Source organism: Bremerella sp. JC817, from assembly GCF_040718835.1.
Taxonomy (GTDB): domain Bacteria; phylum Planctomycetota; class Planctomycetia; order Pirellulales; family Pirellulaceae; genus Bremerella.
Genome location: NZ_JBFEFG010000268.1, coordinates 157,230 through 174,605, shown reverse-complemented (window position 1 = coordinate 174,605; position 17,376 = coordinate 157,230). Strand labels below are relative to the sequence as shown.

Genomic DNA, 17,376 nt, shown 5'->3' with positions numbered 1-17,376 from the left:
AACGAATGGATATTCAATTTGGCAACTTGACGAGCCTCAACTGGCTGTGGATCGTGGCGATCGTGGTCGGTGTGATGATGATGGCGATGGTCGCTCGCCGCCGAGCCTTGGCTCGCTTCGCGACCTCTAACCTGATTCCCCTGTTCGCTCCCAAGGGAGGAGCAGTTCGACATATCGTGAAGTTCTTCTTGTTAACTGGTGCCCTGGTTGCCATGGTCCTTGCCTTAGTGGATATCCGCTGGGGCAAGACCTGGCGCGAGGTGCCGCAGCGAGGGATCGAAGTGATGTTCGTCTTGGACGTGTCACGTTCGATGCTCGCCGAGGACGCTACGCCAAACCGTCTGGAGCGAGCCAAACAGCAGATCACCGACATGATGGACGCCATGCCTGGCGACCGAGTCGGCCTGGTAGCTTTCGCTGGCGACGCTCGACAGATGGTTCCTTTGACCAGCCATCACTACGACTTCAAGAAGACCCTGAGCGAAGTTGGCCCGATGGACGTGAAGCGAGGCGGTTCACGTCTGGGGGACGCCCTTCAGTTGGCGGCCGATGGTTTCCTGGATCAAAACGGCGACCACAAGGCGATCGTCGTTTTCACCGATGGTGAAGATCAGGAAAGCGATCCGGTGGGCGTGGCCAAGCAGCTTCACGCCGACCACGGTATCCGCGTCTTCACCGTCGGTTTAGGAGACATGGACCATGGTGCCCGGATCCCGGACGCCAAGGCGCGTGGCTTCGGCTACATGGAATATCAAGGTCAGCAGGTTTGGTCGAAGATGGACGGGGCCACGCTGAAGCAAGTCGCTTTGGCAACTGACGGCGCTTACATTCCAGCCGGAACCAAGCAGGTCGATATGGGCAACATCTATCACAGTTACGTGCAGCAGGTGGAAGCCCAGGACTTCGAGACCGCACGCATCAACAGCTACGTCCCTCGTTACCAATGGTTTGTCGGCTTGTCGCTGCTGCTGTTGTTGACCGATACGTTGCTTTCCACTGTCTCGCCTAAACGAGTTCCCTCGAACGTCGCCGATAGCGATCCAACGATTACTACTGAGAGTGGACCGATGAAACGCTTCCCAGGCCATCGCTCAATTCCAACCGCCGCGGCATGCGTGGCACTGCTTTTGCTTTCACCAATGGCGGTCCAGGCCTCGGAAGTCTCTTCCCTTGTCGAGCAAGGCAACCAGGCACTTCACTCGGGAGATCTCGAAACCGCAATGAGCAGCTACCAGGCCGCCGCTGAGCAAAAGCCGGACTCGCCACAGCTGCTCTACAACCAAGCTGTCGCTCAGTATCGAGCTGGTCAGATGGCGCAGGCCCGCGAGTTGTTCACCCAAACGATTGCTTCCGGCAACCCTGAATTGGCCGCCAAGGCAAGCTACAACCTCGGCAACTGCGACTACTCCGAAGCGGTTCAGCTCGCTCAATCCGACAAAGATGCCGCGATCCAGCGATTGAATTCGGCCGTTTCCCACTACCGCAGTGCCCTGGCCAACAACACCGCCGACACCGATGCCCGAGCCAATGCTCAGCTGGCGACGATGCTGATCGACCAACTCCAACAACAACAGGATCAACAACAACAGGATCAACAGCAACAGGATCAACAGCAACAGGATCAACAGCAGCAGGATCAACAGCAGCAGGATCAACAGCAGCAGGATCAACAGCAACAGGATCAACAGCAACAGGATCAACAGCAACAGGATCAACAGCAACAGGATCAACAGCAACAGGATCAACAGCAACAGGATCAACAGCAACAGGACCAGGACCAACAGCAACAGGACCAACAGCAACAGGACCAACAGCAACAGGACCAACAGCAACAGGACCAACAGCAGCAGAACTCCGGCGGCATGCCGCAGTACGGCCAGGCCGATCCGAACTCCATGGACGAGATGCGTCCGATGACCAAGGAAGAAGCCCAGAAGATGTTGCAGGCCGTTCGTGACCGCGAACTGATGCGACGCCTTCAGAATCAACAGCAGGCTGACCGGCGACGTGTGCCTGTCGATCGCGACTGGTAGAAGCCGTCAGACCACGATTTGAAAAGCTTTCGGACTTTTACGTCCCTTTCCCCAACGAGCCCAACGATGAGAACCACATTTTCCACGCTTACGAAATCGATTGCCGTCGCCGTGATCTTATTCTCGGCGGCAGCGGTGGCCTACGCAGGCCAGATCCAAGCCTCCTTGTCGGCGCGCGAAGCTTACGTCGGTGCACCGGTTATGCTGTATCTCGAAGTGGCGGACTCGTCATCCCACGACCAGCCGCAAATCGCTTCAGTTTCTGGCCTCGACATCAAGGCCAGTGGCACCCCCAGCCGCAGCAGTCAAACCACGATCATTAACGGTCGACGCACCGATCGTACCTCGACGACCTATACCTGGCAGGTAATCCCTCGCCAGGAAGGAACGTTCGAGATCCCTCCAATTCGCGTTGAAGTGGACGGCCAGGTCCAGCAGACCCGGCCGCTCCGCTTCGCTGCCACCAAAAGCGAAACAGGCGACTTGCTGTTCGCCGAGGTGACCGGCCAACAAGAGCAGATCTATGTGGGCCAACCGTTGCCGCTCACCTTGAACATCTGGGTGAAGCCATATCACGATCGCGAATATGACATCACGCTTTCGGAAGAGAACATGTGGCAACTCATCTCGCAGGGCACCAACTGGGGTGTCTTTGGCGAACGCCTGGAGGAACTCGCTGAAAAGAACCAGCGACCAGGCGGGGTCGAAGTGCTGCGTGACGATTCCAATGGTGATTCGCGTTCGTACTATCAATACAAGATTGAAGCCACCATCTACCCGAAGCGCCCAGGTCAGATCGACGTTGGTGACCTGCAGATTGTGGTTGACTATCCGACGAAGCTCGAAAAAGGACGTGATCCGTTCGGCTCGATGTTCGAAGACGACTTCTTCGGTGGCCGCTTCCCATTCGCCGACCGAGGATTCTCACCTTTCAGCCGTAACACGTTGACGATCGCAGCCAGCCGTCCTGTGGTGGCGAGTGCGGAAGTCGCTCCGATTGATGTCACGGCAATCCCAATGGCAGGCCGTCCGGCTGATTATCGGGGAACCGTCGGTCATTACCAGATCGTCACGCATGCCGTGCCAACCTCGGTCAAGGCAGGCGATCCTATCACCTTGCACATTGGAATTCGTGGTGACGGTCCGATGGACCTGGTTCAAGCTCCACCTTTGGCTTCGCTTCCGCAGTTGACGGCGGACTTCAAGGTGGCCAACGAGCCGCTCGCCGGGATCGTGGAAGGAGACACGAAGCTGTTCACCACCACCATTCGTCCCCGACGGGCCGGAATCACTGAGATTCCTTCCATTCCCCTTTCGTACTTCGATCCAACCACGGAGAAGTTCGTTACCGTTGAAAGCACTCCGATCGCGATTGAAGTTGCCGAGGCAGAGCGTCTGGCACTCGAATCGATTGTCGGAGCTCCGCACGATACCAACACGCCAGGTACAGCCGCGGCAGCCGAACCTCGAAAGTTTGATCCTGCGATCTACTCTGGTAGCGACGCCATTGTTTCCACCTCGAAGGCCAGTCAGTGGCTTTGGATCGCAGCAGCCTTGCTTCCTGCGTTGATCGTCGGAGGTGCCTGGTTCAGTCGTCGACGGATGAATACGGACAGACCCGCAAGCTCCCTTTCGCATTACCAAACGCAGAAACCAATTAATCTGGCCCACAATCCAGCCGAGATTGGTTCTGCTTTAGCGAGCTATATCGGTCAGCGTTTCAACCATGGTAACCATCCCACCGCGCGGACTTTCACTCGTAGTGAAGTGACCGCACAACTTCGTGCGGCAGGCCAGACCGAGTTGGCTGGACGCGTGGAAGCACTGTTGACCCAGTGCGAACAAGCGGCCTACGGTGCATCCGGCAACCAGACCACGGACGAACTGAAATCCGAAGCAACTGCCATTATGTCGGAACTTTCGCGTGCCAAGTTGGGCGGCACCGATCGTTCCGCGGCAGTTCGCTTCGGGTACCGTCAAGCGATTGCTGTGGCCTGCATCGTGCTGGCAGCACTCGCGATTGGTATTCCAACCGGTTTGCATCTGGCGAAGCAGACGCCTTCGGCGGAGAACATCGCTACGAACGTTGAACTACAATCGCACGATTCAGCCATGCTGGCATCGTTAAGCGATTCGCAGAAGGCGACCTTATTAGAAGAAGCCAACGCGGCCTATCAGCGCGGCATGGCCAGTGGGGCGGAAGATGCCGCGACGGCGAACGAAGCCTTTTCGCAAGCGGCCGCCAAGTATCAGCAGTTGGTCGATAGTGGCGTTCGCAATAGCGAGTTGTACGTGAACCTGGCAAACGCTTACGTTCAAGCAGGCTCACCAGGGCGAGCGATCGCGAATTACGAACGAGCTCTGCAACTTAATCCCTACCATGGACAGGCCTTCCAGAACTTGAAGCTGACCCAGTCAGGTTTGCACCCAGAAGCAACGTCGGCCATGGCTGCCAGCAGCGGATGGCAGCAGACGTTGACTCACTGGACCAGCAATGTCTCGCCAATGTTGGGTGTGTTGCTTGCTGCGGCTGCCTGGTCGACGCTTTGCATCGCCGTTGTCGGAGGCATGTTTGTCCCGAGTGCTATGTGGCGATGGGCAACGATTCCTGCGACCTGTGTTCTGCTGGTCGGGGTGACTTTGGCCAACGTTCACCGGATCACCGAAACGCACGGAGCTCAGGCCATCGTCGCAGCTCCGACGGTCGCCTTGCGGGACGCTCCCGGGGATAACTTCCCTGAGAATCCAAGTCACACCGTGAACGAAGGGGAATCGCTGGAAGTGTTGAAGGCCAATGGCCGGTGGCTGCAAGTGCAGACGCCAGCTGGTTCGATCGGTTGGATCTCGCAGCCTCAGGTCGAATTACTTGACACCTAAAGGGAGCGGCTCGACTGGTACGACCGAGCCGCTCTTGCAGGATCCGGGCAGCGATCCTCAAAAGGCCGCCGAAACCCCTCCACAGGTATCGGCGGCCTTCCTTTTTTAATCCTTCGTCTTGATGTTATTTGGCGACCTCGAACATACGGGTATAGGCTATTGTGTTCTTGCCATCCTTCTGTGCCTTCCACTTCTTATTGAGGGCAACCGGCAAGTCTGATGTGAGCGACGGCGGACCGGAAGTTGCCATGGTTTGAAATTGCTTGTCTCCGTTAAGCGTTTGCCAAAGCGTTTGGTTGGGAATCTTGTTCTCAAAACGTGACCACTGCGTTGACATCACGCAATGCAAGGGGCGTTTCGCCGTTCGGTCTTTCGCTAGGAAGTTCCACATGGAAAGAATGGGGGTGGCATTGTTGCTACCGTGGTGACCAACTTTATAAAGGTCTACGTCTTCCAAGATCGTTTCAAGAGGCAGTCCAAACGGACTGGCCGGACCGGTTCCCTTTTGATTGATCCAGTGCCATGCGCCAACCTCTGCATCGCCGGGAAACAACATGGTGAAGTTACCGAACTTCAAAAGCAGCACGACGCTCGTATTGTTGATGTGGCTATCAAGTTCGCGGACAAACCCGAGCAACTGCGAGCCACGCAAGCGATCCAGCTTTTCCACCAGCCATCGAACGTTGTCCTTGTTGCCATGGGAACGTCGCTCCATCGCGGCCTGTGGGAAGATTGGCGGAACACCATAGGGACCATACTTTTGGTCAAAGGCGATCATCTTTCCGTTGTCATCCGCATTCTCGTCCGCAAAACCGGCAAGTCGCGCCCAGAGTTCATCTTGGCGTCCTTCCTTCTTGAGCGCATCCCAGTGATCTGGCCCCGCTGGACCGAGGATCTGCATCTGTAGACCAGGAATAAATCCCGCCGCTTTAGACTTGAAGCCTGACGAGACGTACTCGACCTTCGACCCGGCAGCTTTCCAGCGAGAGATCCGTTCTAACGCATCGCGGTTGGTGATTTGTTCCGTGTTCACAGCGTCGCTTGAGAATCCGTGAAACGAAGCGACTTCGTCCGCTAGATCTCGCGTCGCGGTTTCGGCTAAGTCGATCTCTCCGTTGACGGCGAGAAGATTTTTCGATCCGTAGAACCAGACTTCGTCGTCGGTCGAGCGATCGAAGCCAATGGATCGACGTCGAACGACTTCTTGCATGATGCTTTCGGTAATCTCTTGAGCTTCAACCATCGATTGCCGTATAAAGGCCGAACCGGAGTTCGGATCGCTGCTACCCGCTGGCAGGTCGGCTTCGGGCTCTTCGGTCCAAGGCTGGATGATGCGTTTCGGGGGAAGCATGTTATCTTCAAGAAACTGCCCTGTTTTGCCTCCGAAACCGGACAGATGATCCAGATGCCGATGCGTTGCAATCAAAACATCCAGCTGAGACTTCCCATCTTCGCGTCGGCAATCCTCGACAATCTGCTCCGCGATTTTCATCATCGGCGGACTGTCGGGATTACGCCCGATCGATCCAAAATCGAACAACATACGAAACACGTTATTCTTGGTTGCCGTCGTATGGAAGCTGACCAGAATCGAATCGCCAAGACCAACGTTGTAGACTTTGACTTCAATTGCTTTTGGTTTGGTAGCCACTACCACGATTCCTCCCAACCTGGACGCTCGTTACCGCAATAGGTACGCAGTTCGTGCAAACTCGCAAACGAGGCGTTGATCCGCTGGCCATTTGCTCGGACAAGTCCTTGCTCCCAGACGTAACGCAGGAGGTCGGTTTGCCGCTCCCGATTGTCGATATACTGAGGGATGTGATACTTAAGCTGCCCTCGGATATCAAAAATCAGGGTCCCCCCACCATAGAGATCGGCCTGAGCATTCGCGCTCAACTGCCGCGGTCGGCCGAAACCACAGCGTGTCAGTGCCGTTCCGGTCATCTTCGCACTTTGCACGTACTCCACGATTGTCTCGGAAAGAAGCATTCCCTCGGGTCCGATCCGCACTGAAGGCTGAACCTGGGTGACCATCGTGTAGTAGTCATCCGAGATACCGAGCGCCTTGCGATTCTCCCAGACGAAGCGAAACATTTCGTCGCGGTCGAACATCATGGCATGGTGGTCGGTACGATCTAGCCGAATCCAACTCTTCAGATTGCAACCACCCCAAATCCCATCGGGCGAATCGGCGGCCGGAACAATTCCGTAAGATTCAAACGAGTCTTGGATGATCGCTCGATAACCATACTTACTATCATTCCCGACAAGTTCATAGTCGGCCGTCAAAAGGGCGGAAAGATATTCACCGAAGGTCAAATGAACCGGAGGCAAATAATCGAGCGCCCGAATGCAGATACTCATCATGTTGCGACACGCTTCTGCAACGCATTCAGCCAACTGCCTTTGGCTGATCAGTTTTTCCTCGGGCTTTTTGCTGTTCTGAACTCCAACGACATAACAGCGACGTTCGGCAATTCGAATTATCGACCGGAGTACAGCAGCGACTAATAGTTCACCACGACGATGAGGCTCTTGAAACTCTCGTTGGCCCAGCAAGTCACGGCTCGGTATGATATTCAGACTATCCCGCAAACCAGAGCCATGGACGCCCGCTCCTTTGCTTCCCATATCCTCGGCCAAGGTAAAGATGGCCATCCCGGGCCCCAGACTCTGTCCGATATTACTCAGATTGTCATCCGCGTGATCGTAATTCGCGGAGACCGGAATAACTTGGTCACTCTTGCTCAAGCCCTTATTCTGAGCTCGATCTCCACCACTCATAATTCGTTGAATCAGATCCGGCGAGGAACCGACGGAGAGGATGGCGACGATGTCCGAGAATCCTTCGTGAAACGCGGCTTGATCTGGAAGGGACGGAAGCACAAATCCTTCTCGTACGCCATCCAACAAGGCGTGCGTCGTTTCATGGGCCACAACGTCGTGCGAAAGACAAGTAAAGCAGTTTTCGAGGCTACCGTTCTGTGGGTCCGATGTTTTTCGCGCATAGTAACCGAAAAGGATTGCCTCGAGTTCGCGCGCGTAGAAAGCATTCTTTTGACGAAAGGCGTGGGGAACGATCTTTAGCTGGTGCGTATCGAACTGCCAACTAACGTGACGACCAAGGGCGAACTCAAAGTTCCCGAGAATCTTCATCGCAATCGCATAGACATTCTGCTGATGAAACTTCGGATTCTGAACTAATTCATCCGCATCGCGATCAGCGAAGTGATCGATGTAGTAACCATCGCCCGCTGGGTTCTCAGGCTCGTATAAGGTGCCAGTCGACGCGTCGTAGTCAATTACACGGATTCGATACCCCGACGGTCCAGGCGCGAGCTGTTCCGCAGGAATATTCACCGTCGTGAGAAGTGGTTTTGCGTTGTGATCGAGTACAGCAGTATCCTGAGCGATGATCGTTAACGGCCTGGTTTTAGCACTTCTCGGTACAGAGCCGGACATGGTGGTAACCTTGGACTTAGAGAATTCTGCAACGATGCAGCCTTTCACCAGCCGGAAACGGGCATCGACGAGCCTTCCACCAGGCCCCCACTTGCTGGCGGTTACCAGATTAACCTAAGGCACCAAGCAAAATCTACCACTTTTTGGATATTCAGTAGGATATTCATCTTCTATCACTGGCATATGGATATACCTATTGCCTTGCTCTATATGGCATTTGATAACACGCCAACGGCAAGAAGATGCTTACTAGCGCATGAAAAAGCCTGGCTGAACTTGTTTCTCCAGCCAGGCTCGGGTCGATAGACTTACTTACCATTAAGCCGACTGACGGATCGTTTCCAACGCGGCTTTGATCTGAGCGTTGATATCTTCGGTCGGCTCGGACAGAAGTGGGATGATCGGGCCGGTTTGGGCGATGCCTGCGAGTTGGGTGGCCCGGTGCAGGATGCTGATCGGGCCGAGATTATCACGTAGCTGTTCCAAAGGCAGGAACTTCTCACGGATGGTTTCCGCTTCGTCCCATTGGCCTGCCTGGATGGCTTTAAGCAGCGCTGCTGACATCTGGGGAAACACACAACCACAACCGGTGGTAAAACCACCCAGCGCGAAGTCCTGCATGTGGACGATGGCAGGTTGATCGCCCAGTCCGCTGAGAATCAACTTGGGATCGATCTTGTCGGTAAGTGCGCGGAGGTAATCATCCCGGGTGTAGTCTTCGCGAACGACAGCATATTTGATAGCCGAGATGTAACCATCATCGACCAGGGCCGTGGCGTCTTCCACGCTGACCACGTTGCCATACTTCAAGTACAGCACAACCGGTTTGCCAAGTCGCTTGGAAACATTTCGCACCCCGGCCGAAAAGCCCGCCGAGGAAATGACATCGCGTTGCGGCAACACCATGGCGGTCGGGAAATTGAAGTCTGCCAGGATATCGGCTTGATCGAGCATCGTGCCGTAGGCGGGACCAATCGCGGGAATTACCAGCGTCGAATCGGCTGGCACTTCGCTGATCAGCTCCAAAGCTTCACGATACTCCTTCATCGTCAGGTGATAGAAGATTGCGTTGCCACCGTATAGCAGCGTCGAGATGCCACCTTGTTCGATATGCTTGATCAGCTTCGCGTTCTCTTCGCGATCAATCGTTCCGTCCGCCGAGCGTGCAAGCGAGGGTACGGCCCAAACAGAGTTGGCGATTGTTTGTGTGGTAACAGGTCGGGTATCCATGGCCAAACTTGGTCCTTGATGGGATCTATATCAGTAAATGTCAGGGTCCGGCGTTTCAGCGCCGTGATGTAGGAAGTCGAAGTCGCAGCCGGCGTCGGCCTGGGTCACGTGCTTCAGGAACATTGCACCGTAGCCTCGTTGATAGCGTGGCGCAGGTGGGGTCCATTCCGCCTGGCGTTTTGCCAGTTCATTTTCGTCGACAAGAAGATTAAGGCTTCGTTGATCGATGCTCAGTTCGATCAGGTCGCCATTGCGAACCAATGCCAGGGGGCCGCCGACCGACGCCTCGGGAGCAACATGCAGGACACACGTGCCGTAACTCGTCCCGCTCATACGGGCATCGGAAATACGAACCAGGTCGCGAATGCCCTGTTTCAGCAGGTGGTCTGGAATTGGAAGCATGCCCCATTCTGGAAAGCCAGGGCCACCTTGCGGCCCGGCGTTGCGGAGAACCAAGACGGAATCGGCGGTGATGCCTGCTTCAGGGTCGTTTAGCTTCGCTTTGAGCTGAGCATAGTCGTCGAAGACGACAGCTGGTCCGGTATGATTGAGCAGTCGCGGCGACGCCGCGGTTGGCTTGATAATGCAACCGGAGGGCGCGAGATTGCCGCGAAGCACGAAGGTCCCGCCCGTTGGCGAGATAGGGTTCTCTAGTGTACAAATAATGTCGACGTCGATCACTTCCGCCGCGGCGACATTTTCCCCAATGCTTTTTCCGTTGACGGTCGCACACGCCCCGTCGATGTGATCGCCAAGTTGTTGCAGCAGCGCTGGCAATCCGCCTGCATCGAAGAAATCTTCCATCAGGTATTTGCCAGCGGGGCGAACATTGGCGAGAACCGGCGTGGTCCGCGAAAGTTCGTCGAATCGTTCCAGCGTCAAAGGGAAGCCAGCGCGCCGTGCCATGGCGATGATATGAACGATCGCGTTGGTCGAACCACCGATCGCCATCGACGTTACGATCGCGTTGTCGAACGAGGCTGGCGACAAGATAGCGGAAGGTCGAAGCTTCTCTTGAGCCAATTCAACGGCACGTCTTCCCGTTGCCACAGCAAGCCGGGCATGTTCGGCGATGACAGCGGGAACGGACGACGCTCCCGGCAAGGTCATTCCCATCGATTCGGCGATCGAAGCCATCGTCGACGCGGTCCCCATCGTCATGCAGGTACCGGCCGAACGGGCAATGCAGTTTTCGATTTCGCCCCAAGCTTCATCGCACAGGTTGCCAGCGCGACGCTCGTCCCAGTATTTCCAGGCATCGCTACCGCTGCCGAGCGTTTGATCTTTCCAGCGTGCTTTCAGCATCGGACCGGCGGGAAGAAAGATCGCCGGTAAGTCGGCCGAGATCGCTCCCATCAGCAGCGCGGGGACGGTCTTGTCACATCCCCCCATCAACACGGCCGCGTCGATCGGATGGCAGCGAAGCACTTCTTCGGTCTCCATCGCCAGCAAGTTGCGATAGAGCATCGTCGTTGGCTTCATCATCATTTCGCCAAGCGACATCACCGGGATCTCGACGGGAAAGCCTCCCATCTGCCAGATCCCGCGTTTGACCTGCTGCACGCGTTCCGGAAAGTGCGAATGGCACGTGTTCAGGTCGCTCCAGGTATTCAAGATGGCAACGACCGGGCGATCGCGAAAATCTTGATCGTCGTAGCCCATACCCTTCAAGCGCGAACGATGCCCGAAGCCACGCAGGCTATCCGGAGAAAACCAGCGGCTACTTCGTAGTTCAGATTCATCAGACGGATTCATAGCCATCGGGCAATCAACATTCGGAAGTTAACAGTTCAGTCAGTCGGAGCACACCGTGATGCACTGCGTGCAGAGGTTCCATTAAACCAATCAGGCGACGCCTTAAACCAGTGGCAAAACCATAGCAAATACTAAGGTTGCCAGGAACGACACCACCCCCATGATCGTCAGCAGCACAGTGAAGGTCTTCAAGGTTTCTTTCTCGGTGAAGCCACTCATGCGGCTAATCACCCAGAAACCGCTATCATTCATCCATGGCAGCGGCTTCGATCCACAACCAATCGCCAGTGCCAGATAAACCGGATGAAATGGCAGTCCCATCTGATTAGCTACGGGAACGACAATCCCGATCGCGGTAATCATTGCCACAGTACTCGAACCTTGAATCACGCGAATCGCCACGGTAATCAAGAAGGCGGTCACCAGCAGGCCAACGCCACCCACCGAGGCAGGTAGCGCGTGGGCGATCGTCTCTCCGACATTCGTTTGCCGAATCATTTCACCAAAGGCTCCACCAGCACACGTGATCAGTACGACCACCCCCCCTTCACTCAACGCCTTTTGCACTGAACTTGCCAGGCCGGCCCAACTCATCGCGGGACGGGTAATCAAGATCAACAGCGCCAGTATGGCACCAAGCGACAAGGCAATGTTCTTATCGCCGAGAAAAGAAACCGCGCTATCCCAAATTTCGCCAAGCGGTCCCTCTGGGCCGGCTCCCATAGTCTGATGAAAGGTCTTCAAACCCAAAAGTAAAACAGGAACGATCACCGGCAAAATCGAAAACCAGAAACCGGGCAGGTTTTGATTGATTGCGTCCGGCGAGGAAAGCGATTCGGTCGAAGTCGAAGCTTCCAGCCGAAGAGGAATTTGCCAGGTACGATTCGCCCACAACATATAAAAGTAGCCAGCAATCACGCCCCAGATCCCAACACCGATGCCGCCGATCACCATCGCTCCGATGCTGACGTTCAGTTCGGCAGCGACGAATAATGGTCCCGGTGTTGGCGGAACCAACGAGTGCGCAAGCGATCCGCCGACAATGATGGACAAGACGTATTTCAGGTAATCTTTGCCGGTTCGTCGGGCCATGGCCTGGGCCAGGGGTAGCATCAGAAAGAAGACCGTATCGAAGAACACTGGAATCGCGAGCACGAAGCTGCTAATTACAAAAGCAAGTGTCGTCCAGCGTTCGCCGAGTGCATTGCGAATTCCGGCGACGATACGTTCCGCCGCGCCACTAACCAGCAGACACTGGCCAATGATCGAGGCCATGGCGATCAAGATGCCAATCTTCTCGAACGTCTTCCCCAGTGCCGCGGCGACGCGATTGATGGGGCTGCTGCCTGCTAACTGTTTCGCTTGCGTGTATTTGCTCTCAGGAACGAGTTGGCCACCGGTCCACGAGTTATTTGCTTGGGTCTGCGATAGCGTGGCGATCGAGATGCCATCCTCTTCGGAGAAGGCATCAACCCAGACTAGTGTCGGCGGCGTGCTCGCGGAAGCGTTTGGCACAACATAGAAAGCCCCCGGCTTTTTGGCGAGATCTTCCCCGACATCGCCCAACAACAGTCTCTGCCCAGAGGCCTGGGTGATGGTCGCAGTAACGTGATTGAGAGCACTATCCGAAATCGAATGCGACGCCGTCACGGCCGCAACAACAAGTGCCCCGAAGAACAAGGCCAGAAACGCATGCATCCGCAGGAACAGCACCCCGCAGATCACGATCAGCATTCCCAAGACGATTGCGAACATATTGCGGAATGCCTACTTCGATTCAACCAGGTGGGAGTGCATGGGGAGTGAATGAACGTTGTAGGACGCGATGTTCATGGAGAATCGCGTCTTCAGGGGGGAGTGTGGGGCGAAGCGGTCGAGAGGCAAAGTAGCGAAACGGATGTGCTTGCCTGGGCGATGCCACCGCAGGATCGTTTAGCATTCGTTTTTTGCTTATTTGCCGCTTTTTTATAATTCTCAGGATGTCCAGAAGGTACCAGAAGTGAAGTACGCGGGCAAATGGGGGAACGAATTGAAGCACAACTCCCCTGAGAATTTTTATCGATTGAATCAATTCCACAAACTATCGCCGAACGCCCAGACGCCTTCGATCAATCGTCTTCATTCCACTGTTTGACGTCGTCATTAAGAAGTCGGCCGCGTTCTTCTCCACGAACAAGGCCGACGACAACGCGGAGGAACCGGCAACGGAGAACTAGCCGGTCACCAGATGATTGGCAGATTGCTCTGGCCCGCGCATCTTTCGCAGGTCGACGTCATACAAACGCATGCTGGCCGATTCGAGGTACACGCCAAACTGACCCGACAAGAAGGTCGAATCTGCCAGCGAAAGAATCACGCGACCATCAACGGAAAGTTCCAGGTAATGGCCGAACGCGATCAAGCTAATCTCGGCCTGACCAGGGGTGGTGCTATGCCAATTGCCACCTTGCAGTGCCCGGAACTGCATCATGTGCTCGCCACTGCCCGGCTCGCCGGTGTGCCAGGCACGAAGCTGAGCGACTCCTTTTAACAAGTCGAGCGACAAATAGTACCCGTCCTGGGTTTCGGGATCGACGCGGCAAATAATGCCGCACTTGCCGAGACCATAAAGATCGATCTTGGCACTGAATTTCGCCGATTCAATCGCCCCATCGAAGACGTACGCCTGGAAGCCTGCCTCGCAGCAGAGATCAAGATTGTTGCCATCGATCGAGCAAGTTTGCTGTCCGATACCCCGCTGGAGCGGATGAACGCAGCGCGTATCGATTCGTTCGCCAACCCATTGGTCCAAACCCTCAAACGACTTTGCTCGCAGCATCCCTTCTTCTGAAAGCACCAGTCGCTTGGGAGGAGGCATCAAATTTCGGGATGTTCGATCAATCCCCCCCAGCGTAAAGAAGTTCCAAAGCAGCCAGCCCTTATCATCGCGACAGACGCGCGCGGCGTAGTTACCTTGTGCGAGAAGCACATTGTCGTAGTAACTGCGCCATGGCTTGCCGATCTGGCTCGTGTGCCAATAACGAATCTTGGCATCTTCGCGAAGGCTACCGATCAGGTAATATTCGTTGCGAATCTTGATGAGATTCGGCACTTCAATATCGTCGTACAGCCCTGGGTGATGAAGTGGCGGCCGGGCCTCGAACTGTCCAGGTCCCACTTCCTCCATCACGCCGACACAACCTCGGCGCACGATAGGCCCTTCTTTGGTTCGCGCGGCCATGATCAGCCAGCCACGATCTCCTTCGCGATAGTAATAGGGGTCTCGGAAGCTAACCCAGTGCCGACCTTCGTCGAGTTTCGATTCGTAATACTCTCCATCAGGTTCCAGCGGAAAATGGCTTTCCGGATCAAACGGAGCGTGTCGGCAACTTGTGGGTTGCTCACGCGCCAGCTTCCGAGCCCGAATTACTTCTGGGGGGTCGTACGGGCCGCGATCATCGGACCAATTCGCTGACGTTTTCTGCCAATGGTAAAGATCGTCGCTAACCGCCAGTCCAATCCTCTGGATGTTTCCTTGTTCTCGCCGTGACAGGCCGGTATAGAACATCCGCCATCGGCCAGGCACGAACGGGTCGGGCGAGACCGCCATGGTCCACAACATCAAGTCGTCCCAAGATCCCGGATCGCCGATGAATAGTGCATTGTTGACACGTCGCCAGTTGATACCATCGGTGCTGACGGCATGAGCGATGAAGTCATGGTTGGGCAGCACGAGATGGAACAGGTGATACAGTCCTTCGTGATACACAACATCGACGTCGCCAATCGCTTTGCGGCTGCCTTCGGATTCAGTAAACACGGTGCTTTTGTCTTCTCTGCAGATGGTTCGTGGCGAGGGAGCCGGTTCCCCCTGATTCAGCTAAAAACCGCCGGCGAGCGTTGCCGCAGTATTCTGCTGCATGATAAACGAGAAGTGGTTGCGTCCCAACCTCGGTTCAGAACGCCACTAAACTCGAACTGCTTGCTCGTCTACGCTTTAACCGCAAATAGCAGCCGATCTAACGGGCTCCAACAATGATCGTCGCCAGAAACATACCCGCGAAGCCATAACATCCCCTCGATTTTCCGCAGATAAAATCCTTTTGGCGTGCCATCACTAGAATCGAGCGGCCTGGAAAGCACCGTGATCGCCCCAGGAGGAGCGCAGTTCTTGGTTGGCGGCTGTCCGATCGCACCTTCTGCCTGGTCGAGAAATTGCAGACGCCAAAACGGCCCGGTCTCGAGAGGACAGAAGTCGAGTTCGACTTTCCGCATTTGCTCGACAATCTCGCCAAGCGTTCCTCCATTTCCAAGACCTAGTTCGGCAACCGATAGCTCAACGGTGGATAAAGGATAGATTGATTGGGTCGGAACGAAGAGCGGATGCCGAAAGAGTTGCTCTCCGATCGGATTCACTTGGATATCGAAACTTCGAAGCCTCTCTCGCAGTTCCGATTTCGACAGTCCACCCAATTCGAACCGTCGCAGGATACCGGGGTTTTCGGGGTAGCATTGTACAGATTCGGTAGGCATTGTGACGGCGAAATCAAGAAGGCAAAGGCTTAAGGGTTCACAGAGAGCATCGCTGCACAATTAACAGAGCTCGTCGAGTCCGTGTCCCTAATTGTGGGTCAGGCATAGGAAGATGATCGTGGATCAGTTTCTCAGCCCGCTCGTAGTTGATCAAGAAGTGCATCCAATCGAACCAGGGAAACGGCAAGGTTGCACTGGGCCCATTTAACGTCCATCCTGCCATGCTTTGCTGAATCCCCTTCGCCACACCAAAGTCGATGCTCCTCGGAACCGGCCTCCCATTTTCGAGCGACACCAACACATTCGACGGTTTCAAGTCACGATGGATAACTCCCTTTTGGTGGGCGAATGTCTGCCGAGTCAGCTGGAGATCGGTTCACCGATGAGATTTGAGCACGATCCCAGAAAGCAGCGGGAAGACTCGAAATTAAGTTGAATAATTGGCCGCAGGAAGATGTCAGCCAGCAAAAAGAAAAGCCCTGCTTCCGCTCGTCCGGACCAGGGCTGAAATGGGATGTCTATCGCGAGAAAAGTTAATTCGGAGCGGCGACCATCTCGAAGGCTGCCCCGACCGAAAAGTGAAACTCGAGTTCGCCAAACAAAGGGCTCTCCGCCGTCAAGCCATCGTCTGTCGAAGGCATCCCCATCCCGCGTCCGTAGCCGCCAGGGTAGCCGTAGTATTCGTTCATCTCGACTGATGCACCACGGACGTTCGACTCGAGATTGCTCAGGCGGGCTACCTTCATTCCCGCAGCACTCGCCAGTTCCTCGGCACTTGCCCGAGCCTTCTTGAAAGCATCCTTCAGCCCCTGCTGACGATCTTCGTCCGCAAGTTGGCAGCGGAAGCTGAACTTCGGCGTGCCTGGTTCGACCTCTTCGCTGGAACGCGATCGGTACGAACTGTACCCCATCGCCTCGGCCTCCGCCATCATTTCCTGCTCGGCCAGATTCGGCTCTTCATCTTTGGTACTGGCGATATCCGCTTCCTCGATTTTTTGCTTCAGCTCACTGACTACCAACAATAATTCCGTTGGCGATCCTTCAGGCAGAGGCCAACGGACTGTCAACGTCGAGCTCACATTAACCGACTTCGGCAGCTTGAGGCCTTCCGGCATTTCCGATCCGCTGCGACGAACGTTTTCCTGGAACATCGCTTGCAACTCTTCCATCTTTTGGCTGGAACGATTGGATGTCGATGGCATGGTAAACTGCATCGACTCCATGTTGGCATCCAACGTCTTGAGCAAGCCTTCGGCAGTCTTCTTGCGGCTTTCGAGCTTGGCAACCGCTTCCTTCACCGACTTATCGCGTGCGAGAAACTCGATGGTCACCACCAGTTCCTGCGGCAACCGCTTGATTACAGATGTGCCATTGGACCGGAGCAACCGAGCTTCTTCACCGAATGTCGATTGCGGGCCACTAACCAATAATAAACAGGCCACCGTAGCGACTGCAGATACCTTAAGAAATGCGGTTCTCATAATCGTCCTCTTGAAAAGTCGCC

General features: G+C 55.3%; 9 protein-coding genes and 1 pseudogene. 2 read left to right on the top strand and 8 right to left on the bottom strand.

Annotated features, from left to right (window positions below):
* The first annotated feature begins 5 nt into the window (after window positions 1-5).
* Entirely contained in the window at window positions 6-2,033 is a 2,028-nt protein-coding gene (locus AB1L30_RS12145) for a VWA domain-containing protein (RefSeq protein WP_367013690.1), read from the top strand.
* A 66-nt stretch (window positions 2,034-2,099) separates the two neighbouring features.
* Window positions 2,100-4,910, top strand: a complete 2,811-nt coding sequence (locus tag AB1L30_RS12140) for a BatD family protein (protein WP_367013689.1) — start codon at window positions 2,100-2,102, stop codon at window positions 4,908-4,910.
* Between the two features lie 124 nt (window positions 4,911-5,034).
* On the opposite strand, the gene AB1L30_RS12135 is transcribed toward AB1L30_RS12140, so the two are convergent.
* The 8 genes and pseudogenes from AB1L30_RS12135 to AB1L30_RS12100 form a co-directional block, all read right to left on the bottom strand.
* The gene (locus AB1L30_RS12135) at window positions 5,035-6,561 is read right to left on the bottom strand and encodes a hypothetical protein (protein WP_367013688.1); all 1,527 of its coding nucleotides are present in this window, start codon (window positions 6,559-6,561) and stop codon (window positions 5,035-5,037) included.
* Window positions 6,561-8,375 carry a hypothetical protein gene (locus tag AB1L30_RS12130; RefSeq protein WP_367013687.1) on the bottom strand — a complete coding sequence of 605 codons (1,815 nt, stop codon included), beginning with the start codon at window positions 8,373-8,375 and terminating at the stop codon, window positions 6,561-6,563. Before AB1L30_RS12130 ends, AB1L30_RS12135 begins: the two co-directional genes overlap by 1 nt.
* 318 nt (window positions 8,376-8,693) lie before the next feature.
* The gene (locus tag AB1L30_RS12125; protein ID WP_367013686.1) at window positions 8,694-9,605 is read right to left on the bottom strand and encodes a dihydrodipicolinate synthase family protein; all 912 of its coding nucleotides are present in this window, start codon (window positions 9,603-9,605) and stop codon (window positions 8,694-8,696) included.
* Window positions 9,606-9,635: 30 nt separating this feature from the next.
* Window positions 9,636-11,360 carry an L-arabinonate dehydratase gene (gene araD, locus AB1L30_RS12120; protein ID WP_367013685.1) on the bottom strand — a complete coding sequence of 575 codons (1,725 nt, stop codon included), beginning with the start codon at window positions 11,358-11,360 and terminating at the stop codon, window positions 9,636-9,638.
* A gap of 102 nt (window positions 11,361-11,462) precedes the next feature.
* Window positions 11,463-13,115: an SLC13 family permease gene (locus AB1L30_RS12115; RefSeq protein ID WP_367013684.1), complete on the bottom strand. Its 1,653-nt coding sequence runs from the start codon at window positions 13,113-13,115 to the stop codon at window positions 11,463-11,465.
* A 457-nt stretch (window positions 13,116-13,572) separates the two neighbouring features.
* On the bottom strand, window positions 13,573-15,159 hold the full coding sequence (locus tag AB1L30_RS12110) for a glycosyl hydrolase (protein ID WP_367013683.1): 1,587 nt from the start codon (window positions 15,157-15,159) through the stop codon (window positions 13,573-13,575).
* 933 nt (window positions 15,160-16,092) lie between these two features.
* Window positions 16,093-16,218, bottom strand: a pseudogene (locus AB1L30_RS12105) (hypothetical protein); the annotation flags it as partial.
* Between the two features lie 187 nt (window positions 16,219-16,405).
* A complete protein-coding gene (locus AB1L30_RS12100) occupies window positions 16,406-17,353 on the bottom strand; it encodes an SIMPL domain-containing protein (protein ID WP_367013682.1) in 948 nt (315 codons plus the stop codon).
* Window positions 17,354-17,376 lie beyond the last annotated feature (23 nt).

Coding starts and splice junctions, on each gene's coding strand:
- AB1L30_RS12145 (WP_367013690.1), top strand. CDS start 6: ATGGATATTCAATTTGGCAACTTGACGAGCCTCAACTGGCTGTGGATC.
- AB1L30_RS12140 (WP_367013689.1), top strand. CDS start 2,100: ATGAGAACCACATTTTCCACGCTTACGAAATCGATTGCCGTCGCCGTG.
- AB1L30_RS12130 (WP_367013687.1), bottom strand. CDS start 8,375: ATGTCCGGCTCTGTACCGAGAAGTGCTAAAACCAGGCCGTTAACGATC.
- AB1L30_RS12125 (WP_367013686.1), bottom strand. CDS start 9,605: ATGGATACCCGACCTGTTACCACACAAACAATCGCCAACTCTGTTTGG.
- araD (WP_367013685.1), bottom strand. CDS start 11,360: ATGAATCCGTCTGATGAATCTGAACTACGAAGTAGCCGCTGGTTTTCT.
- AB1L30_RS12115 (WP_367013684.1), bottom strand. CDS start 13,115: ATGTTCGCAATCGTCTTGGGAATGCTGATCGTGATCTGCGGGGTGCTG.
- AB1L30_RS12100 (WP_367013682.1), bottom strand. CDS start 17,353: ATGAGAACCGCATTTCTTAAGGTATCTGCAGTCGCTACGGTGGCCTGT.